24 protein-coding genes, 2 pseudogenes and 1 riboswitch are annotated in these 24,296 nt (G+C 63.4%); of the genes and pseudogenes, 15 read left to right on the forward strand and 11 right to left on the reverse strand.

The genetic code is table 11. The annotated features are described in order from the left end of the window. Positions 1-94: 94 nt before the first annotated feature. A riboswitch (cobalamin riboswitch) is annotated at positions 95-292 on the forward strand. 33 nt (positions 293-325) lie between these two features. The 5 genes and pseudogenes from AC04SF_RS10695 (at position 326) to AC04SF_RS10715 (ending at position 2,763) form a co-directional block, all read left to right on the forward strand. Further along, positions 326-505 carry a CbtB domain-containing protein gene (locus AC04SF_RS10695; protein ID WP_488477755.1) on the forward strand — a complete coding sequence of 60 codons (180 nt, stop codon included), beginning with the start codon at positions 326-328 and terminating at the stop codon, positions 503-505. A 15-nt stretch (positions 506-520) separates the two neighbouring features. After that, positions 521-1,318 (forward strand): CbtA family protein, encoded by a 798-nt coding sequence (locus tag AC04SF_RS10700; RefSeq protein WP_488477756.1) that lies wholly within the window; start codon positions 521-523, stop codon positions 1,316-1,318. Further along, positions 1,311-1,806, forward strand: a pseudogene (gene cobU, locus AC04SF_RS10705) (bifunctional adenosylcobinamide kinase/adenosylcobinamide-phosphate guanylyltransferase). The gene AC04SF_RS10700 and the pseudogene cobU overlap by 8 nt, the downstream one beginning before the upstream one ends. A 1-nt stretch (position 1,807) precedes the next feature. Continuing rightward, positions 1,808-2,422, forward strand: coding sequence for a cob(I)yrinic acid a,c-diamide adenosyltransferase (gene cobO, locus AC04SF_RS10710; protein WP_488477757.1), 615 nt, complete (start codon positions 1,808-1,810; stop codon positions 2,420-2,422). Positions 2,423-2,448: 26 nt separating this feature from the next. Continuing rightward, entirely contained in the window at positions 2,449-2,763 is a 315-nt protein-coding gene (locus AC04SF_RS10715; protein WP_488477758.1) for a hypothetical protein, read from the forward strand. Between the two features lie 24 nt (positions 2,764-2,787). On the opposite strand, the gene cbiB is transcribed toward AC04SF_RS10715, so the two are convergent. Next, positions 2,788-3,759, reverse strand: coding sequence for an adenosylcobinamide-phosphate synthase CbiB (gene cbiB / locus AC04SF_RS10720; protein WP_488477759.1), 972 nt, complete (start codon positions 3,757-3,759; stop codon positions 2,788-2,790). On the opposite strand from cbiB, the gene cobD reads away from it, so the two are divergent. Further along, positions 3,758-4,807: a threonine-phosphate decarboxylase CobD gene (cobD, locus tag AC04SF_RS10725; RefSeq protein ID WP_488477760.1), complete on the forward strand. Its 1,050-nt coding sequence runs from the start codon at positions 3,758-3,760 to the stop codon at positions 4,805-4,807. The genes cbiB and cobD overlap by 2 nt on opposite strands. After that, positions 4,804-5,313: a tyrosine phosphatase family protein gene (locus AC04SF_RS10730; protein WP_488477761.1), complete on the forward strand. Its 510-nt coding sequence runs from the start codon at positions 4,804-4,806 to the stop codon at positions 5,311-5,313. The genes cobD and AC04SF_RS10730 overlap by 4 nt, the downstream gene beginning before the upstream one ends. A 26-nt stretch (positions 5,314-5,339) precedes the next feature. Here AC04SF_RS10730 and AC04SF_RS10735 read toward each other — a convergent pair. From AC04SF_RS10735 to AC04SF_RS10750, 4 genes and pseudogenes are all read right to left on the reverse strand, one after another. Continuing rightward, positions 5,340-5,634: pseudogene (locus AC04SF_RS10735) on the reverse strand (type II toxin-antitoxin system RelE/ParE family toxin). Next, positions 5,634-5,888 (reverse strand): type II toxin-antitoxin system ParD family antitoxin, encoded by a 255-nt coding sequence (locus AC04SF_RS10740; RefSeq protein ID WP_488477762.1) that lies wholly within the window; start codon positions 5,886-5,888, stop codon positions 5,634-5,636. The pseudogene AC04SF_RS10735 and the gene AC04SF_RS10740 overlap by 1 nt, the downstream one beginning before the upstream one ends. Positions 5,889-5,989: 101 nt before the next feature. After that, the gene (locus tag AC04SF_RS10745) at positions 5,990-6,793 is read right to left on the reverse strand and encodes a creatininase family protein (RefSeq protein ID WP_488477763.1); all 804 of its coding nucleotides are present in this window, start codon (positions 6,791-6,793) and stop codon (positions 5,990-5,992) included. Positions 6,794-6,847: 54 nt separating this feature from the next. Next, positions 6,848-7,231 carry a RidA family protein gene (locus AC04SF_RS10750; protein ID WP_488477764.1) on the reverse strand — a complete coding sequence of 128 codons (384 nt, stop codon included), beginning with the start codon at positions 7,229-7,231 and terminating at the stop codon, positions 6,848-6,850. Between the two features lie 265 nt (positions 7,232-7,496). On the opposite strand from AC04SF_RS10750, the gene AC04SF_RS10755 reads away from it, so the two are divergent. Genes AC04SF_RS10755 through AC04SF_RS10785 form a run of 7 tightly spaced genes read left to right on the forward strand, consistent with a single transcriptional unit; the run spans position 7,497 to position 14,050 of the window. Then, positions 7,497-8,501 carry an ABC transporter substrate-binding protein gene (locus AC04SF_RS10755; protein ID WP_488477765.1) on the forward strand — a complete coding sequence of 335 codons (1,005 nt, stop codon included), beginning with the start codon at positions 7,497-7,499 and terminating at the stop codon, positions 8,499-8,501. 12 nt (positions 8,502-8,513) lie between these two features. Continuing rightward, on the forward strand, positions 8,514-9,338 hold the full coding sequence (locus tag AC04SF_RS10760) for an ABC transporter ATP-binding protein (RefSeq protein ID WP_488477766.1): 825 nt from the start codon (positions 8,514-8,516) through the stop codon (positions 9,336-9,338). Continuing rightward, entirely contained in the window at positions 9,325-10,173 is an 849-nt protein-coding gene (locus AC04SF_RS10765; RefSeq protein WP_488477767.1) for an ABC transporter permease, read from the forward strand. Before AC04SF_RS10760 ends, AC04SF_RS10765 begins: the two co-directional genes overlap by 14 nt. Positions 10,174-10,177: 4 nt before the next feature. Next, positions 10,178-11,479, forward strand: coding sequence for a cytosine deaminase (locus AC04SF_RS10770; RefSeq protein ID WP_488477768.1), 1,302 nt, complete (start codon positions 10,178-10,180; stop codon positions 11,477-11,479). After that, a complete protein-coding gene (locus AC04SF_RS10775) occupies positions 11,479-12,882 on the forward strand; it encodes an FAD-binding oxidoreductase (protein WP_488477984.1) in 1,404 nt (467 codons plus the stop codon). Before AC04SF_RS10770 ends, AC04SF_RS10775 begins: the two co-directional genes overlap by 1 nt. Beyond that, positions 12,882-13,463 (forward strand): NAD(P)H-dependent oxidoreductase, encoded by a 582-nt coding sequence (locus AC04SF_RS10780; protein ID WP_488477769.1) that lies wholly within the window; start codon positions 12,882-12,884, stop codon positions 13,461-13,463. The genes AC04SF_RS10775 and AC04SF_RS10780 overlap by 1 nt, the downstream gene beginning before the upstream one ends. Continuing rightward, complete coding sequence (locus AC04SF_RS10785) at positions 13,463-14,050, forward strand: NAD(P)H-dependent oxidoreductase (RefSeq protein WP_488477770.1); 588 nt, start codon at positions 13,463-13,465, stop codon at positions 14,048-14,050. Before AC04SF_RS10780 ends, AC04SF_RS10785 begins: the two co-directional genes overlap by 1 nt. 209 nt (positions 14,051-14,259) lie before the next feature. Here AC04SF_RS10785 and AC04SF_RS10790 read toward each other — a convergent pair whose 3' ends face one another. From AC04SF_RS10790 to AC04SF_RS10810, 5 genes are all read right to left on the reverse strand, one after another. Then, entirely contained in the window at positions 14,260-16,707 is a 2,448-nt protein-coding gene (locus AC04SF_RS10790) for a GcvT family protein (protein ID WP_488477771.1), read from the reverse strand. Next, entirely contained in the window at positions 16,704-17,885 is a 1,182-nt protein-coding gene (locus AC04SF_RS10795) for a pyridoxal phosphate-dependent aminotransferase (protein ID WP_488477772.1), read from the reverse strand. The genes AC04SF_RS10790 and AC04SF_RS10795 overlap by 4 nt, the downstream gene beginning before the upstream one ends. Next, entirely contained in the window at positions 17,878-18,783 is a 906-nt protein-coding gene (locus tag AC04SF_RS10800; RefSeq protein ID WP_488477773.1) for a homocysteine S-methyltransferase family protein, read from the reverse strand. The genes AC04SF_RS10795 and AC04SF_RS10800 overlap by 8 nt, the downstream gene beginning before the upstream one ends. Beyond that, complete coding sequence (locus AC04SF_RS10805; protein ID WP_488477774.1) at positions 18,780-21,233, reverse strand: GcvT family protein; 2,454 nt, start codon at positions 21,231-21,233, stop codon at positions 18,780-18,782. The genes AC04SF_RS10800 and AC04SF_RS10805 overlap by 4 nt, the downstream gene beginning before the upstream one ends. Before the next feature lie 96 nt (positions 21,234-21,329). Continuing rightward, positions 21,330-21,926: a helix-turn-helix domain-containing protein gene (locus AC04SF_RS10810; protein WP_488477775.1), complete on the reverse strand. Its 597-nt coding sequence runs from the start codon at positions 21,924-21,926 to the stop codon at positions 21,330-21,332. A gap of 171 nt (positions 21,927-22,097) precedes the next feature. Between AC04SF_RS10810 and AC04SF_RS10815 the strand changes: the two genes are divergently transcribed. Continuing rightward, positions 22,098-22,802, forward strand: a complete 705-nt coding sequence (locus tag AC04SF_RS10815) for a nitroreductase (RefSeq protein ID WP_488477776.1) — start codon at positions 22,098-22,100, stop codon at positions 22,800-22,802. Between the two features lie 10 nt (positions 22,803-22,812). Here AC04SF_RS10815 and AC04SF_RS10820 read toward each other — a convergent pair whose 3' ends face one another. Then, positions 22,813-24,255, reverse strand: coding sequence for an MFS transporter (locus AC04SF_RS10820; RefSeq protein ID WP_488477777.1), 1,443 nt, complete (start codon positions 24,253-24,255; stop codon positions 22,813-22,815). Between the last annotated feature and the right edge of the window lie 41 nt (positions 24,256-24,296).

The raw sequence follows: 24,296 nt of genomic DNA on the forward strand, positions 1-24,296 counted from the left end.
CAGGAGAATTGTCAATTGTCGCGCCTGGAAACAGCATGGCGCAATCGCGCTGTTTGCCGGCGGAATTTGGTTTGCCGCGTGTCGCGATTTTCCCTATAGTCATGCAGTCGTCGGTTCCGTTTTGGAGCCAAGAGGGAATGCGGTGCGGGCGAAATTCTTGCCCAATGCCGTGGCTGCCCCCGCAACTGTGTGCGGTAGTCCTCTCCATATGCCACTGAAGATTCGTCTTCGGGAAGGTGGGGAAGGGCGCTGATCCGTGAGCCAGGAGACCTGCCGACGACGGCAAAACTGACAGGCCCTCGGGTGGAGGGTGAAAGGACAAGATATGAATACCGCTTCCGTCTCCCTCGGCGCCTCCGTCTCCTCGCAGTCGCGCTTCGTGCAGCTGGCGCTTGCCGCGCTGCTCGGCACGTTCATCATCGGCTTTGTCGGCTTCTCGCATATCGATGCGGTCCACAATGCGGCTCACGACTATCGCCATTCGATGGGTTTTCCCTGCCACTGACGAAGGCCTGACATCATGAATTTGTTTCGCAACGTCGTGTTCATCGCGGCGATCGCAGGGCTCGTGGGGGGCATTGCGCTCGCCTGCATGCAAGCCTACGCGACCGACCCACTGATCCTGAAGGCGGAAGTCTATGAAAAGGCCGGCGGCGGCCATCACCACGACCACGCCGCTGTTACCACAAACGACAACGCCATGAGCTCGGCCGTTCCGGCTGACAATGCCATGAGCAGCGCGGCCCCGGCTCCTGCGGAAGCGGCCGCCCCGGTCGAGGACGAAGGCTGGGCTCCGGCCGACGGTTTCGAGCGCTTCGCCTTCAATGTCCTTGCCAACATCGTCAGCGGTATCGGTTTTGCGCTGATCCTGGTCGCTGTCTCCGAATTCATGGGCGGTATCGGCAACTGGCGGCAGGGTGTCTTCTGGGGCCTAGCTGGCTTCGCTATATTCACTTTGGCACCTGGGCTCGGCCTACCGCCGAAACTGCCGGCAATGCCTGACGCCGATCTCTTGCAGCGCCAAATCTGGTGGACTTTGACAGTGGTGGCGACTGCCGTCGGCCTTGGGCTCATCGCGTTCCGCAAGTCACTGCCTCTTGCCCTTCTTGGCATTGCTCTTATCGTGGCGCCGCATATCGTTGGCGCGCCGCAACCCGATAGCTTCGTGACGCCAATCCCCGAAGGCTTGCATCACCAGTTCATCGTGGCCTCAACGCTCACCCGTCTAGTGTTCTGGCTGGTGCTCGGCGCTGTCGTCGGCGTGGTGCGCGGACGCTTCACCGGCACCGCGACCAGCCTGCGCGACAGCTTTGCCTGATCGCAACAAGCTGACCTTCATCATCGGCGGTGCGCGCTCCGGCAAGAGCGCGCACGTCGCCCGCGCCATGGTCCTATATCGCCACGGCGCAAGCCTATGACGACGAGATGTGCGAACGCATCGCATTGCACCGCTCGCGGCGCGGCGAGGGCTGGATAACAGTCGACGCACCGCTCGACCTCACCGGCGCGCTTGAGGCCTTGCCCGATAACCAGCCGGTGCTTGTCGACTGCCTGACGCTGTGGCTGACCAATCACATGCTGGCCGATCACGACGTCGGCGCCGAGTGCCGGCGGCTGGCGGATTTGCTGTCGCGGCCGCGCGGGCCCTGGTTCGTGGTATCCAACGAAGTCGGGCAAGGCATTGTGCCCGACAATGCCCTGGCGCGCCGGTTTCGCGATGACGCCGGACGGCTCAACCAGCAGGTCGCCGCGATCGCCGACACGGTGCTGCTGATGGTGGCGGGGCTGCCGCTCAAGGTGAAGTGACATGACCGACATCGACAATAAGGACGAAGAACGCCATCGCGCCAAAATGGCCAAACGCAAGGCGGTGCAGGACGCCGAGGTTGCGGCCAAGACGATCGAAAAGGGACTGCTGATCGTCAACACTGGGCCAGGCAAGGGCAAGACCACGGCCGCCTTCGGCCTGGCGCTGCGGATGCTTGGCTACGGCAAGCGCGTCGGCGTCGTCCAGTTCATCAAGGGCAAATGGCACACGGGCGAGAAGGATGCGTTTTCCGCCTTCGGCGACCGCGTCGTCTGGCATGCGATGGGCGAGGGTTTTACCTGGGAGACGCAGGATCTGAAGCGCGATATCGCGGCGGCGGAAGCTGCCTGGGCCAAGGCACTGGAGTTGATCGCCGATCCTTCGATCAGCCTTGTCGTGCTTGATGAGCTCAACATCGCGCTGCGTTACGATTATCTCGATCTCGATAAGGTGGTTGCGGCGCTGAAAGCGCGGCGCGAAGGCCTGCATGTCGTCGTCACTGGCCGCAACGCGAAGCCGGCGCTGGTCGAGGCCGCTGATCTTGTCACCGAAATGGGCGTGACCAAGCACCACTTTTCGGCAGGCGTGAAAGCGCAGCTGGGGATCGAGTTCTAGTCGCTTGGCAAGCGGGAGCGTTGTCTTTGGAACAAGCGGTAATCGTCTATCTTCTTCTCAATGACGGTCAATTTGGAACGTCGGAAGAACGCGCATCCATTCTTGCGCTGGAGAATCGGCTGGAGCAAGCCGTTAGGAATGCTTCGGTCGGCGAGTTTGATGGCGATGAGTTTGGCGAGGGCAAGTGCATCCTCTACATGTACGGGCCAGACGCTGAACGACTTTTTGTTGTGATCGAACCATTGTTGAAATCGTCTCCCGAAGCTGCCGGCGGGTACGCGATCAAGAGATTTGGCGACGCAGCTGATCCAAGTGCGAAGGAAGTCCGAGTCACCTGGTAAGTCGGATTTTCGACCACTTGGACGTCATGCGAGGATGACTATCACCGAGACCACCGCGAGCAGCACGATCAGCAGATAATCGGCGACGCGGTAGAGTTTGAGTGCCTGCCTGATGTCGTCGCTGTCGACGTCCCGGCGGCCGCCTTCACCCATGAAGACATCGTCCACCACTATGCCGCCATAGCTGCGTGGCCCGGCAAGCGCCAGACCAAGCGCACCGGCCATGGCCGCTTCCGGCCAGCCGGCATTGGGCGAGCGGTGTTTTTTCGCATCGCGCCGCACCGCCTGCCATGCACTGCCGGGATCGGCGCCCTTGACCAGGAAGGCCGCCAGCACGAGCAGCAGCGCCGTCAGCCGCGACGCCGGCAGGTTGATCCAGTCGTCGAAGCGCGCCGCCGCCCAGCCGAACGCCTCGTGGCGCGGGGTGCGGTGGCCAATCATCGAATCGGCGGTGTTGGCGGCCTTGTAGGCGGCGCCGCCGGCCAACCCGCCAACACCGGTCCAGAAGGCCGGGGCGACAATGCCATCGGAAAAGTTCTCAGCCAGGCTTTCGATCGCCGCACGGCAGACGGCGGCCCTGTCGAGCGCTTCGGGATCGCGGCCGACAATGCGCGAGACGGCAACACGGCCCATGGCGAGGCCGGCGCTGTCGAGCGCATCGGCCACGGCCTCGACGTGCTCGTAGAGGCTCTTCTGCGACAGGAGCGATGTCGCCAGAAGGGCGGCGATGAAAAACCCGAGGGGGACGAACCAGAGCAGGACAAGCTGCACGCCGAGGCCGATCACCGCCGGCACCAGCACGATGACCAGCAGCGCCTGGACACCGCGTTGGCGACGCAGCGCGTCGGGATCAGTGGCGCGGTTGAGCCTGCGATCGAGAAAGGATATCAGCCTGCCGAACCACGTTACGGGATGGCCGATGGCGCGGAACAGCCAGTCCGGATAACCCAGGACACGTTCGATGGCCAATGACAGGAAAGCGATCAGGACTGACATGAAGCTTCTTGATGGAGCGGTGGACCATGGTGGAAGTCTTGGCCGGGCGAGGACGCTGTTCCCCAACGCGCCGCAGCCTTTCGTCGACCTTTCGACCGGTATCAACCCGCACTCCTACCCGCTTTTCGACCTGCCCGCCACCTCGCTGTCGCGATTGCCGGAGGAAGGACGAGGGCGTGAGCTGACGGAAATCGCTGCCGGAACCTATGGCGTACCGTCGCCGGCCAATGTCGTCGCTGCACCCGGCACGCAGATCCTGCTGCCGCGTGTGGCCTCGCTGGTCAGACCCGGCAAGGCTTTGGTGCTTGGGCCGACCTATGCCGAACACGCACGTGCAGCGGCGATCGCCGGGCATCAGGTGACCGAAGTCAGCGATTTTGCGGCACTGGCGGACGCCGACCTTGCCATCATCGTCAATCCCAACAATCCGGATGGTCGCGTCATCGAGCGCGAGCGGTTGCTGGGGCTGGCCGCCGCCGGGCTGCGCGCAAAAGGCGGGCTGCTGGTCGTCGACGAGGCCTTCATGGATGTCGGCCCGCGCCAGCACAGCCTCGCCGGTGACGTCGGTCGGGGCGGCATCGTCGTGCTGCGCTCGTTCGGCAAGTTTTTTGGGCTGGCCGGCCTGCGGCTTGGGTTCGCGCTGTCCGACGCCTCGACGGTGGAACGGCTGGAGACGCAGTTCGGCCCATGGGCCGTCGCCGGCCCGGCGCTGGAATACGGCATTCGCGCGCTTGCCGATATTGGCTGGCAGGATGCAATGCGGGCATCCCTTGCTGAGGCAGCGGCGCGGCTCGACGGACTGTTCGGCCGCTTCGGCGTGGCTGTCGCGGGCGGCACCACGCTGTTCCGCTACCTCAGCCTGCCGGATGCCGCCAGCCTGTTTTCAGCGCTGGGTGAGCGCGGCGTCCTGCTTCGGCATTTCGCCGACCGGCCGCATGCCCTGCGCGCCGGCCTGCCGGGGAGTGAGCTGGAATGGCAGCGGCTCGAATCGGCCCTTGCCGAATGGGCGACGCGGCGCGAGGATCGACAAAAGGGTTCAGAACCATGATCCATGTCTGCTCGCTGGCGAAGATCGAGGAAACCGTGGCCAGGACCGGTGCCGACCGCATGCTGTCGCTGCTCTCCGTCGGAACCGATGTGACGCGTCCGGCGTCGATCGCTCCGGAAAATCACTTGCACCTGGTCATGCACGACATCGCGGTGGCGCAAGACGGCATGACCATGCCGGGCGAGGAGCATGTCCGCAACCTGCTCGATTTCGCGCACCGCTGGGACCGGGCGAAGCCCATGGTGGTGCATTGCTATGCCGGCATCAGCCGCTCGACCGCTTCGGCCTACATCATCGTCGCCGCACTCGCGCCAAAACGCGACGAGGCCGAACTGGCCCAGACGTTGCGGGCGCTGTCGCCGTCGGCGACACCCAATCCGCGGCTCATTGCCGTGGCCGACACGCTGCTTGAGCGCAACGGCCGCATGGTCGAGGCGATCCAGTCGATCGGGCGCGGCGCAGATGCTTTTGAGGGCACGCCGTTCGCGCTGAGGATCGACAGCTAGCTGCGCCCATATATCGTTGTTGAATATTATCGAGTGCCTTCATGCGCCCAATCTTCGTGCGCGTGGCGTACCCGGACAATGAACACGTCGCCGTCGGCTTCGATCCGGTAGACGACAAGATGGGCCTTTAAGGGATGGATACGCATTGGGGCGACAATTCAAGCCGCTCCCGCGCCATTCGGGGACTGGCGGCGATCAGGTCGAAGATCGCGAACAACTCGTCATGATACTGTCTGGCCTGCACAGCGCCGAACAGGCGTACCCCTTGCTCGGCATACCGACGATGTCCTCTTCCGCGGCTAAAGAAAGGCGAAATCCCATTATCCGTTGCCGGGTGACTTTCCAGCGCGTTTGACCGCCTCAGTAAAAAGCGCGTGCCTGGATCGATTGCCGACGCCGCTCTTCAAGCCGTCATCGACAAAGCGCTGCATGGCGGCAATGTTGTCGTTTCGCTGCTGATCCCGACGGATCAAATCGCGCACATAGTCGCTCGTGTTGGCGTAGCGACCCGTTTCCGTTTGCGCCTCAACCCAATCCTTCATCGGATCGGGCAATGATACGTTCATTGTTGCCATATCGGCCTCAATATCCCATCCAGTATGATCTATTTTGGCAAAGTTTGTCAAAATCTCATGCGGGAGTCTTTTTTTGCGAAGGCGCGATTGTGGCTAGGCGGCTACTTCAGCCACTCGGATAGCTTCGCCTTGCGCACATCCCTGAGCAGGCTGATGAAGCCGTCGGCCTGATATTCCGCTGTCAGCCTACCTTTTTCCGCCGTCGCGATGCTGGCGTCGCCGACCACGCCGTTGGGGTTGAGGTCGCTGGCGATCCAGGCGAAGGCGTGGGTGCCGGTGTGGCGCAGCAGCGAAAATTCCTTCTCGGCCTTGGCGACGTTGGAAACGAAATTGTCGGCCTTGCCCATGTCGACGAGATCCGGCCGGAAATGCAGCATCAGGGATGTTTCGACATCGCCGCCATGGATGCCGTGGCGGTCCTCGAGCTCTGTGTACATGCCGGCCGGGCGGCCAAAGCGCTGCCAGCTCGTCTTCACGGCCAGCATCTTTTCGCGCACGCGCAATTCGCGTGTGATGATGCCCATGATTTCCTCATTGCCGCCATGCGAGTTGACGACGATGAGTTTGCGCACGCCGGCGCGCGCGATGGATACGCCAAGCTCGGTCCAGGCCCCGACCAGCGTTGTTGCCGGCAGAGTGAGCGTGCCCGGCGCATGAAGGTGTTCGTTCGATTTGCCGACCGCCTGAACCGGCAGGATGCGGATGTCGAGATCGTCGGGCAGGCGCGAAATGACCGTGTCGAGCATGCCGTTCATGATCGAGGTGTCGGTCGAGACAGGCAGATGCGGTCCATGCTGCTCGATCGCCGCCACCGGCAGCACGGCGATCGTCGCCTCCGGATCGATCGAGACGTATTCTGTGGTCCGGTAGTCGCCCCACCAGACGCGTCTTCTTGCAGCGGTCATATCATGCCTCTTCGATGATCCGTGAGACCTAGCGCGGGAAGGGCCTGCTGTCGATTACCCGGCCGCGATGGCTTCGGCCTCGACCTTGAACTCTGGTCGGGCGAATCCGCTGACGATCATCAGCGTCGAGGCGGGTGCCGGGCTCGAAAACAGCCGGTCGCGGACATCCATATAGGGCCGCAGATGCGCGCGGTCGGTGACGTAGGCGTTGATGCGAACGATATCCCCGAGTTGCAACCCGGCCTCTGCGAGGATCGCCTCGATGTTGCGGAAGCAGAGCTCGGCCTGTGCGCCGGCGTCCTCGGGAATCTGGTTGTCCGCCGTGATCGCCACCTGGCCGGAACACAGTACAAGCCGCTTGCCCGCCGGCACTTCGACGCCATGGCTGTAGCGGGCAAATGGCGGCTTGATCGACTTCGGGGTGAGGAATCTGAACATGGCAATCTCCTGAAAGTCGTCAGCCTAAGGCCGTATTCACTGCAGCTTCAAGATGGCCGTGCATGGCGCTGGTGCGATTGTGGACAGGCGTTCAAAAAATAGGCACGATGCCTCCGGTGCAGCACGACCTTTCCGGCTTTCGCAGATGGCTGTGGTGCAGGCGGGCGGGTCCCGGCGCGAGACGCCGGTGGCATGTGTCTTGCTTCTTGAATCTTTGGTGTCGAGCCTGGCGCGTGGCGCCGGAGCAAACAGAGGGTGGTTGTCGATGTACGCAAAACAGAAGATCTCGGTGGCGGTGGTGGCCTTGCTGGCGGCCAGCACGCTGGGGGCCGCGGCGAATGAAAAAGTGACTTTCGGCACCAATTGGCTGGCCGAACCGGAACATGGCGGCTACTACCAGGCCGTGGCGGACGGCACCTATGCCGCCTGCGGCCTCGACGTCACCATCATGCAGGGCGGCCCGCAGGTCAGCGGCCGGCCGATGCTTTTGGCCGGCAAGATCGATTTCTACATGGGCGGCAATCTGCTGTCGGCCTTCGATGCCGTCCAGCAAGGCATTCCGATGCGCGTGGTGGCCGCCGATTTCCAGAAGGACCCGCAGGTCATCATGTCCCACCCCGGCGAGGGGCTGGACAAATGGGAGGATCTGAAGAACGCCGACCAGTATATCCTGGGTGACGAAGGCGTGCAGACCTTCTTCCAGTGGATGGTCACCGCACTTGCCTTCGACGCTGCCAAGCGCGCGCCCTACACCTACAACACCGCTCCGTTCCTCGCCAACAAGAAGTCGATCCAGCAGGGCTACGTCACCTCCGAGCCGTTCGCGGTCAAGAGGGAAGGCGGCTTCGTGCCGAACCAGTTCCTGCTCGCCGACTATGGCTGGGATACGTACTCGACGACGATCGAAGTGATGCAGGACACGATCGACAAGAAGCCGGAGGTGGTCCAGTGCTTCGTCGATGGCTCGGCCAAGGGCTGGTACAAGTACCTATACGGCGACAACAAGGCCGCCAACGACATGATCAAGAAAGACAATCCTGACATGAGCGACGAGCAGATCGCTTTCTCCATCGATCAGATGAAGAAGTTCGGCCTTGCCGATTCGGGCGATACCGAGAAGCTCGGCATCGGCGCCATGACCGACGCGCGCATCAAGAGTTTCTACGACAAGATGGTCAAGGCCAAGGTCACGCCGGAAGGCATTGACATTTCGAAGGCCTACACGCTGGCCTTCGTCAACAAGGGCGTCGGGCTCGACCTGAAGAAATAGGCCGGCCTGGGCATGATAGGGGAAAAAGTGGCGCGAGCGCCGGCATCGGACGTCGCTCCGACCTTGCTGGCGCTCCGCGGCGTCGGCAAGGTGTTTTCCAACGGCGTGACGGCGCTGAACGCTGTCGACCTGACGATCCGGGAAGGCGATTTTCTCAGCCTGCTCGGGCCGTCGGGCTGCGGCAAGTCGACGGCGCTGCGGCTGATCGCCGGCCTGTCGACGCCGACTTCCGGCGTGCTCGACTGGCGCGGCGGCGGCTCGCTCGACCGCGCCAACATCGGCTTCGTCTTCCAGGAGCCGACGCTGTTGCCCTGGGCCAGCGTCTTCGACAATGTCTGGCTGCCGCTCAGGCTGAAAGGCATTTCCCGTGCCAAGGCCGCACCGGCGATAACGGAGATGCTCGCGCGGGTGCACCTGACCGGTTTCGAGGACGCCGTGCCGCGCGAATTATCGGGCGGCATGAAGATGCGTGTTTCGATCGCGCGGGCCATGGTGACCAAGCCGCGCGTGCTGTTGATGGACGAACCGTTCGCGGCCCTCGACGAGATCACCCGCTTCAAGCTCAACAACGACCTGCTGGAGCTTTGGCAGGACGAACGCTTCACCGTCGTCTTCGTCACCCACAGCGTGTTCGAGAGCGTGTTCCTTTCCAACCGCGTCGTCGTCATGGCGGCGCGGCCGGGCAGGGTGTTCGACGAACTCGCTATCGAGGCCTCCTATCCGCGCGACGAGGTGTTTCGCACCTCGCCCGACTATGCAGCCCTTTGCCGTCAGGCTTCCGACGTGCTGGTCAATGCCATCAATTCAACAGCGGGCTCGCATCATGACGGTCATTGACGGCACGTTGACGCTCGATCCCGAGGAAGCGCGCCGTGTGCGCCAAGAGCGGTTCGAGCGTATCGGCCGCTGGGTGCTGCCGCTGGCGATCATGATCCTGGCGATCTGGCTGTGGGACCGCATCTGCGTGTGGAACGAGATCCCGCAATACATCCTGCCGCGCCCCGGCGTGGTGCTGCAGACGCTCTACAACGATGCCGGCCTTTTGTTCTCCTCGCTGCTGGTCACCTTGCGCATCACCTTCCTCAGCCTGGCTTTGGCCGTCATCGGCGGCGTCGGCCTGTCAGTGCTGTTCACGCAGTCGAAATGGGTGGAGATGTCGTTCTTCCCGTTCGCCATCGTGCTGCAGGTGACGCCGATCGTCGCGATCTTTCCGCTGATCAACATCTACGTGAACAACCAGACGACCAAGCTTCTGCTCTGCGCCTGGATCGTCGCCTTCTTCCCGATCCTGTCCAACACCACGCTCGGCCTCAACTCCGTCGACCGCAATCTGCGCGACCTGTTCAAGCTCAACGGCGCCACCCGCTGGCAGCAATTGCGCTATCTGCGGTTGCCGGCGGCGATGCCGTATTTCCTCGGCGGCTTGAAGATCGCCGGCGGCCTGTCGCTGATCGGCGCCGTGGTGGCCGAGTTCGTCGCCGGCACCACCGGCCAGGCGTCGGGGCTCGCCTCGCGCATCATCGAGGCCGGTTACCGGCTCAACGCGCCAAGGCTGTTCGCGGCGCTGTTCCTGATTTCGCTGACCGGCATCCTGATCTTCCTCGTGCTGTCGCTGATTTCGCATCTCATTCTGCGTCGCTGGCACGAAAGCGCGCTGAAGCAGGAGCGGTAGTGCCTTGATCCCGGACTCAGCCTTATACCAGCTCGCCAACGCTCGCGTTCATCGATCGCTGACGTCGGGCCTTACTGCTGCTTACGACAATGACGGTTTCACGCTGGCCGACATTGCTATTGCCGACGGCAAGATCTCCAGCATTTCGGCGCATAGCAAATCGAAGGCGCCGACGGGCGCTGTCGATCTTGCCGGCCGGATCATCCTGCCGTGTTTCGTCGACTGCCATACCCATATCGACAAGGGCCATATCTGGCCGCGAAAGCCCAATCCCGACGGCACCTTCATGGGCGCGCTCAATGCCGCCGGCGCCGACCGCGTCGCGCGCTGGAGCGCCGAAGATCTGGCCAAACGCATGGATTTCTCGCTGCGCTCGGCCTACGCGCATGGCACCAGGGCGCTGCGTACCCATCTCGACAGTGTCGCGCCGCAAGAGGAAATCTCCTGGCCGGTGTTCGAGACGATGCGCGAAGCCTGGCGCGGCCGCATCGAATTGCAGGGCGCCTGCCTGCTCGGCATCGAGGGCGTGCGCGACAAGAAATGGTTCGACAGGCTGGCGAGACGAGTCGCCGCCGCCAAGGGCGTGCTCGGCGTCGTCACCTATATGGTACCGGATCTGGAAGAGCTGCTCGACCACGTCTTCGCGCAGGCGATCAAGCATGGGCTCGACCTTGATTTCCATGCCGATGAGACCGACGACATTGCCGCGATCTCGCTGAAGAAGATCGCGGAGGCCGCGCTCTGGAGCGGCTTCGAGGGCAACATCCTCGTCGGCCATTGCTGCTCGCTGGCGCGGCAGCCCGACCTCGAAGTGCTTGACACGCTGGACAAGGTCGCGAAGGCCGGGCTGGCTGTGGTGTCGCTGCCGATGTGCAATCTCTATCTGCAGGACCGGCGCGGGGACCAGACCACGCCGCGCTGGCGCGGCGTGACGCTGCTGCACGAGATGAAGGCGAGGGGCATTCCGGTTGCGGTGGCTTCCGACAACACGCGTGATCCGTTCTATGCCTATGGCGATCTCGACATGCTGGAGGTCTACCGCATGGCGACGCGCATCCTGCATTTCGATCATCCGGTCGCTGACTGGCCGCAAGCGGTCACCGCCACGCCGGCCAAGGTGATGCGGCTCGATGGTTTTGGCACGCTTGCCGCCGGCGGTGGTGCCGATTTCATCCTGTTCAAAGGTCGAAGCTGGACGGAATTGCTGTCGCGGCCCGAATCGGATCGCATCGTCGTGCGCGGCGGCCGCGCGATCGACCGGCAATTGCCCGACTATGCCGAACTCGACGAACTGATGGTGGAATGATGGATGTTTCGGCGCTCAAACGCGATCTCGAGGGGATAAAGCTCGACGACAATCCGGCCATCGTCCAGCAGAAGAGCCGCGACTTCTACTGGTACAGCCCGGTGCTGAAACAGCAGCTCGACCATGTCACTGGCGACCTGATCGTGACGCCGAAGACCGAAGCCGAGCTGATCCGTGTGCTCGCCGCCTGTCACCGGCACGGCGTGCCAGTGACGCCGCGCGGCAGCGGCACCGGTAATTACGGTCAGGCGATGCCGTTGTCGGGCGGCGTGGTGCTCAACCTCGCCGAAATGAACGAGATCAAATCGATCGCACCTGGGCGCGTGGTGACCGGGCCGGGCGCGGTGCTGGCCGATATCGACAAGGCGACACGCGCGCATTCCGGGCAGGAACTGCGGCTGTCGCCGTCGACCTACAACACCGCCTCGATCGGCGGTTTCATCGCCGGCGGTTCGGGTGGCGTCGGCTCGATCAATTTCGGCGGGTTGCGCGATTTCGGCAATGTGCTGCGCTTGCGCGTGGTGACCATGGAGGCCGAGCCGAAGGCGCTGGAACTCATCGGTGAGGATCTGCACAAGGTAACCCACGCCTACGGCACAAACGGCATCATCACGGAAGTCGAGATGCCGCTGACCGCAGCCTATGAGTGGATCGATGTCATCGTCGGCTTCGATGCCTTCATGGATGCGGCGCGCTACGGCAATGCGCTGGCCTGCCAGGACGGCATCCTGACCAAGCTGATCACGCCGATCGCCGCGCCCGTGCCGCAGCTCTATTTCAAGCGGCACCAGAAGTTTTTCAGGGAAGGGCAAAGCATCTGCGTCGTCATGGTGGCGCAGCATGGGCTGGACGCGTTCCTTGCCTTCACCCGGCGCGCCGGCGGTGAGGTGATCTTCAATGCCGCCACAGCGATGCCCGAGGAGAAAAAAGGCCTGCCGCCGGCCTATGAGCTGGCCTGGAACCATACGACGCTGAGGGCACTGCGCGTCGATCCCGATATTACCTATCTGCAATCGCTTTATCCGTTTCCCAACCAGCTGGCGCTGGTCGAGAAGATGGATGCGATGTTCCCAGGCGAAGTGTTCTCGCATCTCGAATTCGTGCGGCTGGACGGCAACATCACCTGTTTCGGCCTGCCACTGGTCAAATTCACCACCGAGGCGCGGCTCGATGAGATCGTGCGCCTGCATGAGGACAATGGCTGCCCGATCTTCAACCCACACCGCTACACGCTGGAAGAGGGTGGCATGAAGCAGACCGACGCCGTGCAACTTGCCTTCAAGCGCGAGACGGATCCGCAGGGGCTGCTCAACCCCGGCAAGATGATCGCCTGGGAAAATCCGGACTATGACTACCGTTCCGGGCGAACCTTCCTGTTCAAGGGGCTGCAAAAGGCAGGCTGATGAACATCCTCGTCCTCTACGCCCATCCGGTCGAGACCAGCTTCAATGCCGGCCTGCACCGGTTGATCGTCGAGCGGCTGACGGCGGCGGGCCATGATGTCGATGACTGCGACCTCTACGCCGAGGATTTCGACCCGCGGCTGATGCGCCAGGAGAGGCTGGATTATCACAGCCCGCGCGGCTCCGAGGATCCCGCGGCCCCCTATGTCGAGCGCCTGCTGCGTGCCGAGGCGCTGGTGCTTTCCTATCCGGTCTGGAACTACGGTTTCCCGGCAATCCTGAAAGGTTTCTTCGATCGTGTCTTCCTGCCCGGCGTGTCGTTCAGGCTGGTTGACGGCAAGGTGCAGCCCTCGCTGCACAACATCAGGAAGGTTGCGGCCGTCACCACCTATGGCGGCAGCCGGTTCCGCGCCATGGTGATGGGTGATCCGCCACGCAGGCTGATCAAGCGCATGCTGCGCGCCACCGTAAAGCCGGGCGCGCCGGTGACTTATCTCGCGCACTACGCGATGAACCTGTCGACCGACCAAACGCGAAAATCCTTCATGTCGAAGGTCGCTGCGAGCATGGATGCGTTCTGATGCGGGTCCTCGTGGTCTATTGCCATCCTGTGCCCGAAAGCTTCTGTGCGTCGATCCGCGACACCGCCATCGAGGTGCTGAAGGCGAAGGGCTGGCAGGTCCGGCTGCTCGACCTCTATGCCGAGAAATTCGACCCGGTGATGGGCTGCGACGAGCGGCGCACTTACAACAATCAGGCGCCGCAGGACCCGGCGCTGAAGCCGCATTTCGAACTGCTCGGCTGGGCTGAAGCGATCCTGTTCGTCTATCCGACGTGGTGGTACGGGCTGCCGGCGATGCTGAAGGGCTGGCTCGACCGGGTGTGGGCGACGGATGTCGCCTTCAAGCTGCCGGTGGGCAAGGGGCGGATCAAATCTTTGATGACGCATGTCACCAAGGTCGGCGTCATTACCACCTGCGGCGCGCCGACCTGGTGGAGCGTTGTCGTCGGCCAGCCCGGGCGCAAGACCCTGCTGCGCGGCATGCGGGCGCTGTGCGCGAGACGCTGCAAGACGTTCTTCCTGGCGCATTATCTGATGGACGCCTCGACGCCAAAGACGCGGGCGGCGTTTCTGGCGAAGGTGAGGGCGAAGCTGGAAAGGTTTTAGGGGATGCGCGACTCTCCCTTCTCCCCTTGTGGGAGAAGGTGGCCTCGCGAAGCGAGGTCGGATGAGGGGTGCGTGAAGGATCTCTGCTTTGCAGAAATAAGTGCTTCAGACCCTTCGATCTTTTCACACCGCGCTTCGTCACGCACCCCTCATCCGTCTCGGCGCTACGCGCCGATCCACCTTCTCCCACAAGGGGAGAAGGGAAGAGATCACATCTTCGTCCGTTCCGCCTTCGGATCATACATCGGCTTCAACGACGCTTCCGCCGCAAACCGCTCGCCGGCGATTTCGATCTCGTAGGAGGAGGCGAGCACCTCCGCCTCGCTCTGGCCCTGGCAGGGCACATAGCCCAGCCCGATGGCGCCGCCGAGATGGTGGCCGTAATTGCCTGAGGTGATCGGGCCGACGATCCTGCCGTCACGCAGGATCGCCTCGTTATGGAAGAGCAGGGGCTGTGGGTCTTTCAGGCGGAACTGGACAAGCCGGCGTGACAGGCCGGCTTCCTTCTTCTTCAGGACGGCATCGCGACCGATGAAGTCGCCCTTGGCGGTTTTGACAGCAAAACCAAGGCCGGCTTCCAGCACATTGTCCTCGTCGGTGATGTCGTGGCCGAAATGCCGAAAAGCCTTTTCGATGCGGCAGGAATCGAGCGTGTGCAGGCCGCAGAGTTTGAGGCCGACATCAGCGCCGGCCGCGTCGATCGCTTCGAAGACATGAGCCGCCTGGTCGGTGGAGACATAGAGCTCCCAGCCGAGTTCGCCGACATAGGTAACGCGGTGGGCGCGGGCCAGCCCCATGCCGATCTCGATCTCCTGGAAGGTGCCGAACGGGTTGTTCTCGTTGGAAAAATCGTTGGGGCTGACTTTCTGGATGAGCTTTCGTGCATCCGGTCCCATCAGGCAGAGCACGCTTTCGGCAGCTGTCACGTCGGTGACGACGACGAACTCGTCGCCGACATGCCGGCGCAGCCAGGCGAGGTCGCGCTGCAGCGTGGCACCCGGCACGACGAGGAAGTAGGCCGTATCCGAGAGCCTGGACACGGTGAGGTCGCTCTCGATGCCGCCGCGCTGGTTCAGCATTTGCGTGTAGACGATCTTGCCCGGCGCCACGTCCATGTCGTTGGCGCAGAGTCTTTGCAGGAAGGCACAGGCGTCGCGGCCCTCGACGCGGATCTTGCCGAACGAGGTCATGTCGAACAGGCCGACCCTGTTGCGGACCGCCAAATGTTCTTCGTGCTGATTGTCGAACCAGTTCTGCCGCTTCCAGGAATAGCGGTATTCGCGCTCCTGTCCCTCGCGGGCGAACCAGTTGGCGCGCTCCCAGCCGGCGACCTCGCCAAACACGGCGCCGCGCGCCTTCAGATGTTCATGCAGCGGAGAGCGACGAACATTTCGCGAGGTCGCCATCTGGCGATAAGGGAAATGGTCGGCATAGAGCAGGCCGAGCGTTTCGGAGACGCGCTCCTTGAGATAGCGGCGGTTCTTCTGAAACGGCTGGGCGCGGCGGATGTCGACTTCCCACAGGTCGAACGGCGCTTCGCCATCGTTGATCCATTGCGCCAGCGCCATGCCGGCGCCGCCGGAAGAGACGATGCCGATCGAATTGTAGCCGGTCGCCATCCAATAGCCGGACAATTCCGGCGCCTCGCCGAGATAGTAGCGGTCGTCGGGCGTAAAACTCTCGGGGCCGTTGAAGAAGGTGTGGATGCCGGCGGTGGCCAGCATCGGCATGCGGTTGACGCCCATTTCGAGAATCGGTTCGAAATGGTCCATGTCCTCCGGCAATTGGTCGAAGCAGAAATCCTCACGGATGCCGTCCATGCCCCAGGGCTTGGCCACCGGCTCGAAGGCGCCGAGCATCATCTTGCCGGCGTCTTCCTTGTAGTAGGCGCATTCGTCGGGGACGCGCAGCACTGGCAGGCGGCTGAGGCCGGGGATCGGCTCGGTGACGAGGTAAAAATGCTCGCAGGCGTGCAGCGGGATGGTGACGCCGTTCTGGGCGCCCAATTCACGCGCCCACATGCCGGCGCAGTTGACGACGATGTCGGCTTCGATGGTGCCTTGGTCCTCGCCCTGTGCCCAGGACACGCCGGTGACGCGCCCGGCTTTGGTGTGAACCTTGGTGACCTTCACATTCTCGACGATGGTGGCGCCGCGCTGGCGGGCACCCTTGGCCAGCGCCATGGCGATGTTGGCCGGATCGCATTGGCCGTCGAGCGGCAGATGCACGGCGCCGACGACGTCGGAGACGTTCAGGTGCGGATACATCGCTTTGACTTCATTGGGTGAAATCTCGCGCACATCGACATCGAAGGCGCGCGCGAGCGACGCCTGCCGGTAGATCTCGTGCTTGCGCTCCTCGGTCAGCGCGACGGTGATCGAACCGACCTGGCGCATGCCGGTGCCGACCTCGGTCTCGGCTTCCAGCTTGACGTAGAGGTCGGCCGAATATTTCGCCAGCCGCGTCATGTTCTGCGAGCCGCGCAACTGGCCGATCAGGCCGGCGGCGTGCCATGTCGTGCCGGATGTCAATTGCTTGCGTTCCAGGAGCACGATGTCGGTCCAGCCGAGCTTGGCCAGATGATAGGCGACCGAACAGCCGGAGACACCGCCGCCGATGATCACGGCCCGGGCTTTGGTCGGAATGGTCTTGGTCATGCGGCCTCGCGGCGATAGCTGGAAGCAAAACGGCGCAGCCGGAGTGCGGCTTCTCTGAGAATCGGCTCCGGCTGGCAGAGGCTGATGCGGATGTGGCCGGCGGCGGCTTCGCCGAAGCTGGAGCCGGGCATCACGCCGACATTCTCCTTGTCGAGGAAGGCAAAGGCGAATTTCTCGTCGTCGGGTTCGACCTCGGATATATCGAGCATCACATACATGCCGCCTTCGGAGCCGCGCACGGCGACATCGTTCATGCCGCGCACGGCATCGAGGAAGACGGTGCGGCGCGCCGCGTAGCGCTCTGCGATGTCCTTCACGCCATAATGGTTCTCCAGCGCCTCGGCACAGGCGACCGAGATGAAGGCCGGCAGGCCGTAGGTGGTCACCAGGTTGAGATTGACGAGCAGCGTGATCATCGCTTCAGGCCCGGTCAGCCAGCCCATGCGCCAGCCGGTCATGCCATGGCTCTTGGACATGGAATTGATGACCAGCGTGCGCTCGGCCATGCCGGGCAGCGAGCGCGGCGAGACGTGCTCGCCGCCGCCCAGCGTCCAGTAGACCTCGTCCGACAGCAGCCAGAGGTCGTGCTCGCGGCAGATTTCGGCCAGCTGTTCCAGCCGCTCACGCGAATAGACCGCACCGGTCGGGTTGTTCGGCGTGTTGATCAGGATGGCGCGTGTGTTGGGCTTGAGTGCCGCGCGGATCATTTCCGCGCGAGGTTGAAACCCGTCCTCGGCTGGCGTCTCGACGACGGTGAAATCGGCACCGGCGGCGCTGAACGTGTTGGGGTAGGTGGCGTAGTAGGGAGCAACGACGATGGCGTGGTCGCCCTGGTCGAGCACGGCCTGCACGGCGGCGTAGAGGGCCGCCTGGCCGCCTGGCGTGGCGATCACCTGATCCGGCGTCGTCTCGACGCCGGTGCAGGCGCTGGAGGCTGCCGCCATCGCCTGGCGCAGGCGCGGCAGGCCGGGAAGCGGCGTATAATGGTGATTGCTGCCGCGAACCGCGGTCACGCAGGCCTCGATCGTCTGCGAAGGCGTGTCGAAATCATGGTCGCCGACCGACAGCATGATGATGTCCTCCCCGGCCGCCTTGCGGGCCCAGGCGGCGGAATGGACTTCCCAGCCATCCTTGCCCGAAGGCACGATGCCGGAGATGCGCGACGATGGTCTAGGCATGCAAAACCCCCGAAATTTCGTAACCGTCCTGCTGCAGTCGATCGCGCAGCGCGGCAATGTGCGGCGGTCCGACTTCGCAGCAGCCGCCGACGATGTCGGCACCTGCCTCCACCCAGCCGATCGCCTGCTCGGCATAAGCGTCCGGGCCGAGGTCGTGGCGGGCATGCAGCACATCGACGGTACCGCCGTGCTTGAGCGCCTCTGTGGAGGTGAAGCCATTGGCATAGGCGCCGACAGGGCCGCCGAGATCGATCAGTTCGGGCAAGGCGGCGGCGATCGCTTCCGGCCGGCAGCAGTTGAGCAGCCGCGCCGCTATCGGCAGGCCATCGAGCGCGCTGGCCGCGGCGGCTATTGTTTCGCCGCTGCGCAGCCGCGGCGCGCCGTGATCGGCGAGCGTCCAGGACACCCAGACCGGCTTGCCGCTTTCCGATGCCGCGGTGACGGCCGCGCGCGCCTCATCGGCCGAGGCCATGGTCTCGCATAGGAAGAGATCGACGCCGTCCGTCTGCTCGGCGACGATGCGGCGGTAGATGTCGAGCGTCTCCTGGTAGGAGATGGTCAGCGCCGGGGCGTAGCTGCCGAAAAGCGGCGACAGGCAGCCGGCGATCGCTGCGTCGCCGGCTTCGTCGCGAGCTTGCCTGGCCAATTCGATGCCGCGCTTCTGCAGCGGCTTGAACAGGTCCTCGGCGCCCTCGCGCGCCAGGCGTTCGGGTGTCGCCGAATAGGTGTTGATGGTGATGACGCGGGCGCCGGCGCGGATGAATTCAGCGTGGAGGTCGCGCACCAGATCGGGTTCGTCGATCAAGACCCTGGCCGACCACAACGGCGTCGGCTCGGATTTGCTGCGGCGGACCAGTTCCTGGCCCATGCCGCCATCAGTGAGGACGACATTCTTCATGCGCGCAGCCTTTCGTTCCTGGGATCCCAGAGCGGCTCGTCTTTCTGCACGACCGCCTGGAAGCGATTGCCGAAGATTTCGACCTCGACGGAGGTGCCGGGCTCGGTCAAATCCACGCGCAGCATGCCGAGCGCGATGGACTTGTCGATGCGATGGCCCCAGCCGCCCGATGTCGTTTCACCAACGATCTGGCCGCCATGCCACAGCGTCGACATGTAGGGCGCGTCGCAATCGCCGGGGTTTTCCACGACCAGCGTGACGAAGCGCTTCTTCACGCCTTGCTGCTTTTCGTTCTGCAGCGCGGCCTTGCCACGGAAGTCGGGCTTTTCCCATTTGACGAAGCGTTCGAGCCCGCCCTGCAGGATCGAATAGTCGGTCGAGAGATCCCCCTTCCAAGTGCGGTAGCCCTTCTCCAGCCTGAGCGAATCCAGCGCATACATGCCGAACGGTTTCAGGCCGTGGTGTTGTCCTGCCGCGCAGACGGCATCGAAGATGGCGGCCGTGTCGTCGGCCCTGGTGTGGATTTCCCAGCCCAGTTCCCCGGCGAAGGAGACACGCACGAGCTTCGCCCAGCGGCCGGCGATCTTCGTTTCCTGATGCGTGAGCCACGGCAGAGTGAGGTCGGCATCGCAGGCACCGGCGAGGATTTTTCGCGAGTTGGGACCTGCGAGGATCTGGGTGGAGAATTCTTCGGTCCGGTCGATCAGCTTGAACGGGGCGCCCTTGGGCATGCGTGATTGAAGCCACTCGAAATCGTGCCATTGCGCGACAGCGGCAGTGATCAGCGTCATTACATTTTCGTCGTGGCGCACGACCGACATTTCGGTGACGATACGGCCCTTGTCGTCGGCGAAATATACGAGGCCGATGCGGCCGGGCTTCGGCACCAGCCCGGTGACCTGCAGGCTCAGCCATTCGGCGGCACCGGGACCTTCCAGGTTGAACCGCGAGAAGCCGGGCAGGTCGAGGATGCCGGCGGCGTCGCGCACCGCCAGGCATTCTTCGCGCACGCGATGCTGCCAGGGCCCGTCGCGGCGGAAGGTCAGCGTGGCTTCCTCGGAAATGTCGTCGCCGTCCTTCGCGTACCAGGTGGCGCGCTCCCAGCCATTGTAGGCGTCGAAGCGGGCGCCGAACGCCTTGATGCGATCGTGGATCGGCGACAGTTTGCGGTCGCGGCCCTCCGGCCAGGCATGGCGCGGGAACTGGATGGCGTATTCATTGCCGTAGATTTCCATGCCCTTGGCGACGCAATAATCCGGCGCCGAGGCAAAGGACGTAAAGCGGCGCGGATCGCAGGACCACATGTCCCATTCGGTCTGGCCTTGCGTGACCCATTCGGCCAGCACCTTGCCGGCGCCGCCGCCCTGGGCGATGCCGAAGGTGAAGACGCAGGCTTCGAAGGCGTTGGGGACGCCGGGCATCGGGCCGATCAGCGGATTGCCGTCCGGCGCATAGGGGATCGGGCCGTTGATGACCTTGGACAGGCCGGCCGTGCCCAGGATCGGCACGCGGGCGACGGCGTCGGCCAGATAATGTTCCAGCCGGTCGAGATCGTCGGGGAAGAGCTGGAAGGAAAAATCCTCCGGCATCGGATCGCCGGGGGTGGCCCAATGCGCGCGGCAATTGCGCTCATAAGGGCCGAGGTTCATGCCGGTCTTTTCTTGGCGCAGATAGTAGGACGTATCGACATCGCGCAGCAGCGGCAGTTTCTTGCCCTGTTCCTTCGACCAGGCCGCGAGTTCGGGGATTTCCTCGAACAGGATGTATTGGTGGCTCATCACCATCATCGGCACTTCGCGGCCGAACATCTTGCCGACTTCGGCGGCGCGATAGCCGGCGGCATTGACGACGATCTCGCAGCGGATCTCGCCCTGCGGCGTGGCCACCACCCATTCGTCCTTTTCGCGGCGCACGCCAGTGACGGGGGAGAAGCGGATGATCTTGGCGCCCATGTCGCGCGCGCCCTTTGCCAGGGCCTGCGTCAGCTGTGCCGGGTCGATGTCGCCGTCGCTCGGGTCATAGAGCGCGCCTTTCAGGTCGTGCGTCTCGATGAAGGGATAGCGGCGCTTGATCTCGTCGACGCCGACCACGTCGATATCCATGCCCTGATAGCGGCCCATGCCCTTGGCGCGCTGGAATTCCTGCATGCGCTCCTTCGTGTGGGCGAGCCGCAGCGAGCCGGTGACGTGGTAGTTCATGGGATAGTCGACCGCGTCGGCGAGCCCCCGATAGAGCTCGGTCGAATAGCGCTGCATGTTCATCAGCGACCAGGACGAGGAGAAGGTCGGCACATTGCCGGCGGCATGCCAGGTCGAGCCTGATGTCAGCTCGTTCTTTTCCAAGAGCACGCAGTCGGTCCAGCCCGCCTTGGCGAGATGATAGAGCGACGAGGTGCCGACGACGCCACCTCCGATGATCACCACGCGCGCCGTGCTCGGCAAACCCGCCATCTTCTTCTCCCAGAAATGAAGCGCGTTGCGCTTCCTTTTTGTTGTGATGCATGTCGTTATCCCAAAACCGCTGCACACTTTTGGGCGACATGCATGTCAATAGACGGGTGGCGAAACCACCCAGATGACAACCGCCGGCTCTGTGCCTGGATTGCGCCAGCGATAGGGCTTGCCTTCGAAGCGGAAGGAATCGCCTTCGCCAAGCCGGTGCCAGACACCCGCTATCTCGATCTCGAAAACACCCGAGGCGAGATAGCCGGCTTCCTCGGTCGGCCGCAGCTGCTGGGTCTTCATCTCCGCGCCCGGTGCGAAGATCGAGCGCACCATCTCGAAGCTACCACCGAGATCGGGCGACAGGAGTTCTTCCACCAGGCCGGATTCGCTGGTGCCAAGCGTGCGGCGCCTGCCAGCGCGAACAACCACGCCGCGCTCGCTCTCGACCGGCACGTCATGGCTGAAGAACAGGCTGATCGGCACGCCGAACAGCTCGGCGAAGGCCCTGAGATCGCTGAGCGACGGCGTCGACAGGCCGCGTTCGACCTGGCTGACCCAGCCGACCGAACGGCCAAGTTTCAGCGCGATTTCAGCGAGCGTCAGCCCGCGCGCCCGGCGCAGCGCGCGTATATCGCTGGCCAGCACGCGTTCGTCAGGTCCCTGCAATGTTCGCGGTGTAGTGGAAGGCAAAACGCTCATTTCATGAAAAATTCCATCCGAATTTCATGAGAGGTTAAGCTCATGAAAAAATCAAGTAGATTTTCACCGATGCTCAAGATTTGCTTGCAGGATTTTGACGGTTCATGCAAAGGCTCGGCCGCGAGCGGCGAGTGGGGACGTCCGATCGAGACAAAGGCTAAGGGACGGCCCATGTTGGAAAAGAAGGCTCGAATCGTGGATGAGGCCGAGATCGTCGACGAGGCGATCCTGTCGCGCCGTTCGGTGCGCGCGTTTTTGCCCGACATGATCGACGACGACACCATCCGCGACATTCTGGCGGTTGCGGCACGCGCTCCGTCCGGCACCAACATGCAGCCATGGCGGGTCTACGTCACCAAGGGCGAGACCAAGCAACAGATATCGGATGCTATCCTGAATTCCGGTATCCGCGCTGAAAAGGCCGACTGGGACGAGTATCGCTATTATCCTACGCAGTTCTTCGAACCTTATTTGACGCGGCGGCGCGCCAACGGTTTCGGCCTCTATGGTGCGCTCGGCATTGGTCGACGCGAGGTCGACAAGATGCGTGCCCAGCACGACCGCAACTTCGTCTTCTTCGACGCGCCGGTCGGCATGATCTTCACCATCGATCGCCGCCTCAACCAGGGCTCGTGGATCGATTACGGCATGTTCCTGCAGAACATCATGGTCGCGGCGCGGGGCAGGGGCCTGCACACCTGTCCGCAGGCCGCCTTCGCGCCCTATCACCGGCAGATCCGGCCGGTGCTCAACATTCCCGACGAGGAGATCGTCGTCTGCGGCATGGCGCTGGGCTATGAGGACACGTCCAAGCCCGAAAACGCCTTCCGCACCGACCGCGTGCCGCTCGAAGAGTGGGTAACGTTCAGCGAATAGGCGACCTGCACTATTCCGTATTCATCTGCATGCCGTGCCCGCTGACGTGGGCGCCGTCCTGCGGCGTCAGCTTTAGATAGGCAAGCAGCGCGCAGAGCGTGATGACGCCCTCGATCGCGAACAGGATCCGGAAATCGTTGGTTACGGCAGGACCGCCGCCGGCCAGGAACGACAGCATGGCCGCTGCCAGGCCGACGCTGACCGCGACCGCGAGCTGCCAAAGGATGTAATAGAGGGCGCTAAAGCGGGCGAGCTGTTCGGGGGCGATGTCGGAATAGGCGAGGTTTCCGGTCGAGGCCCATTGGATGGAACGGAAAACGCCGAAAACAAAGATATAGCCAAGGACGATCCAGACCGGCGTCGTCGCCTGCATCAAAGCGAAGCCGGCGACCAGCGCGGCAACAACAGGCGTGTTGAAGACTAGCACCCGGCGGAAGCCGAACTGGTTGAGGACGCGCGGCATGAAGAAACGCATGATCACCGAGCCGAGCGCGGCAACGAAGGTGAGCGATCCCGCCTGCACCGCGCTCATGCCGAAGCCGAGCTGGAACATCAGCGGCAGCAGGAAGGCGACGGAGCTCAGCCCGATCGTGTCCAGCCCGCCGCCGGTGAGGAACGAGATACGGAAGGTGCGGATCCGCAGGAGCTTGAGGTCGAGCAAGGGATTGGGCACGCGCAGGCAGTAAAGCGAGGCAATCGACAGGATGATGACCGCCAGCGCCAGTTCGCCGGCAATCATGCCGGCGGTGGCATCTTTGGCAGCAAGCGAGTCCATGCCGAAGACAAGAAGGATCATGCCGCTACCGACCAGCAGGAAGCCCGGAAAATCGAAGCGCGTGCGCACGGGTTTGGTCACTGTCGGGAACAGTGAGGCGGCAAGGATTGCCGCCGCCAGCGCGAATGGGACATTGATGAAGAAGATCCAGCGCCAGGAAATGTAGGTGGTCAGCGCACCGCCGACGAGCGGCCCGACCAGCGGCCCGGTCTGGCTGGCCACCGAAATATACATGTTGATCTTCAGCGTCCGGTTGCGCGGGAAGCTCGACAGGATGACGACCTGGCCGAGCGTGCCCATCAGCGCCCCGCCAAATCCCTGCAGCGCGCGGGCACCGACCAGCGTCCAGATGTTATCAGACAGTCCGCACAGAGCTGACGAGCCGGCGAACACCAGCAAGGCAAAGCAGTAGACGTTGCGCAGGCCGAAGCGGTCGGCAGCCCAGCCGCCGAGCGGCATCGAGATGATCAGGCTGGCGACATAGACGGTGATCAGCAGGCCAAGCTGGCTCGGCGGGCGGGCGAGGCTTTCGCCGATGCCGGGCAGCGCCGTCACCACGACATTCTGGTCGAGGCTGGTCATGAACACACCGCAAGCGACCGTCAACGGCAGCAGGAGCAGGGCTCTGGCCGACACATCGGCGCGATCCGTGGCGCCGGCGGATAGTTCTGCGGTCATGGGGATGTTCGAACCAAACGAATGTGCCGAGTCTGAGACGG

The sequence above is a fragment of the Mesorhizobium sp. CNPSo 4671 genome, assembly GCF_057784245.1.

Excerpts from the sequence above, each read along its gene's own strand:
- AC04SF_RS10695 (WP_488477755.1), top strand. The coding sequence starts at position 326 with ATGAATACCGCTTCCGTCTCCCTCGGCGCCTCCGTCTCCTCGCAGTCG.
- AC04SF_RS10700 (WP_488477756.1), top strand. The coding sequence starts at position 521 with ATGAATTTGTTTCGCAACGTCGTGTTCATCGCGGCGATCGCAGGGCTC.
- cobO (WP_488477757.1), top strand. The coding sequence starts at position 1,808 with ATGACCGACATCGACAATAAGGACGAAGAACGCCATCGCGCCAAAATG.
- cobD (WP_488477760.1), top strand. The coding sequence starts at position 3,758 with ATGAAGCTTCTTGATGGAGCGGTGGACCATGGTGGAAGTCTTGGCCGG.
- cbiB (WP_488477759.1), bottom strand. The coding sequence starts at position 3,759 with ATGTCAGTCCTGATCGCTTTCCTGTCATTGGCCATCGAACGTGTCCTG.
- AC04SF_RS10730 (WP_488477761.1), top strand. The coding sequence starts at position 4,804 with ATGATCCATGTCTGCTCGCTGGCGAAGATCGAGGAAACCGTGGCCAGG.
- AC04SF_RS10740 (WP_488477762.1), bottom strand. The coding sequence starts at position 5,888 with ATGGCAACAATGAACGTATCATTGCCCGATCCGATGAAGGATTGGGTT.
- AC04SF_RS10745 (WP_488477763.1), bottom strand. The coding sequence starts at position 6,793 with ATGACCGCTGCAAGAAGACGCGTCTGGTGGGGCGACTACCGGACCACA.
- AC04SF_RS10750 (WP_488477764.1), bottom strand. The coding sequence starts at position 7,231 with ATGTTCAGATTCCTCACCCCGAAGTCGATCAAGCCGCCATTTGCCCGC.
- AC04SF_RS10755 (WP_488477765.1), top strand. The coding sequence starts at position 7,497 with ATGTACGCAAAACAGAAGATCTCGGTGGCGGTGGTGGCCTTGCTGGCG.
- AC04SF_RS10760 (WP_488477766.1), top strand. The coding sequence starts at position 8,514 with ATGATAGGGGAAAAAGTGGCGCGAGCGCCGGCATCGGACGTCGCTCCG.
- AC04SF_RS10765 (WP_488477767.1), top strand. The coding sequence starts at position 9,325 with ATGACGGTCATTGACGGCACGTTGACGCTCGATCCCGAGGAAGCGCGC.
- AC04SF_RS10775 (WP_488477984.1), top strand. The coding sequence starts at position 11,479 with ATGGATGTTTCGGCGCTCAAACGCGATCTCGAGGGGATAAAGCTCGAC.
- AC04SF_RS10780 (WP_488477769.1), top strand. The coding sequence starts at position 12,882 with ATGAACATCCTCGTCCTCTACGCCCATCCGGTCGAGACCAGCTTCAAT.
- AC04SF_RS10785 (WP_488477770.1), top strand. The coding sequence starts at position 13,463 with ATGCGGGTCCTCGTGGTCTATTGCCATCCTGTGCCCGAAAGCTTCTGT.
- AC04SF_RS10790 (WP_488477771.1), bottom strand. The coding sequence starts at position 16,707 with ATGACCAAGACCATTCCGACCAAAGCCCGGGCCGTGATCATCGGCGGC.
- AC04SF_RS10795 (WP_488477772.1), bottom strand. The coding sequence starts at position 17,885 with ATGCCTAGACCATCGTCGCGCATCTCCGGCATCGTGCCTTCGGGCAAG.
- AC04SF_RS10800 (WP_488477773.1), bottom strand. The coding sequence starts at position 18,783 with ATGAAGAATGTCGTCCTCACTGATGGCGGCATGGGCCAGGAACTGGTC.
- AC04SF_RS10805 (WP_488477774.1), bottom strand. The coding sequence starts at position 21,233 with ATGGCGGGTTTGCCGAGCACGGCGCGCGTGGTGATCATCGGAGGTGGC.
- AC04SF_RS10810 (WP_488477775.1), bottom strand. The coding sequence starts at position 21,926 with ATGAGCGTTTTGCCTTCCACTACACCGCGAACATTGCAGGGACCTGAC.
- AC04SF_RS10815 (WP_488477776.1), top strand. The coding sequence starts at position 22,098 with ATGTTGGAAAAGAAGGCTCGAATCGTGGATGAGGCCGAGATCGTCGAC.
- AC04SF_RS10820 (WP_488477777.1), bottom strand. The coding sequence starts at position 24,255 with ATGACCGCAGAACTATCCGCCGGCGCCACGGATCGCGCCGATGTGTCG.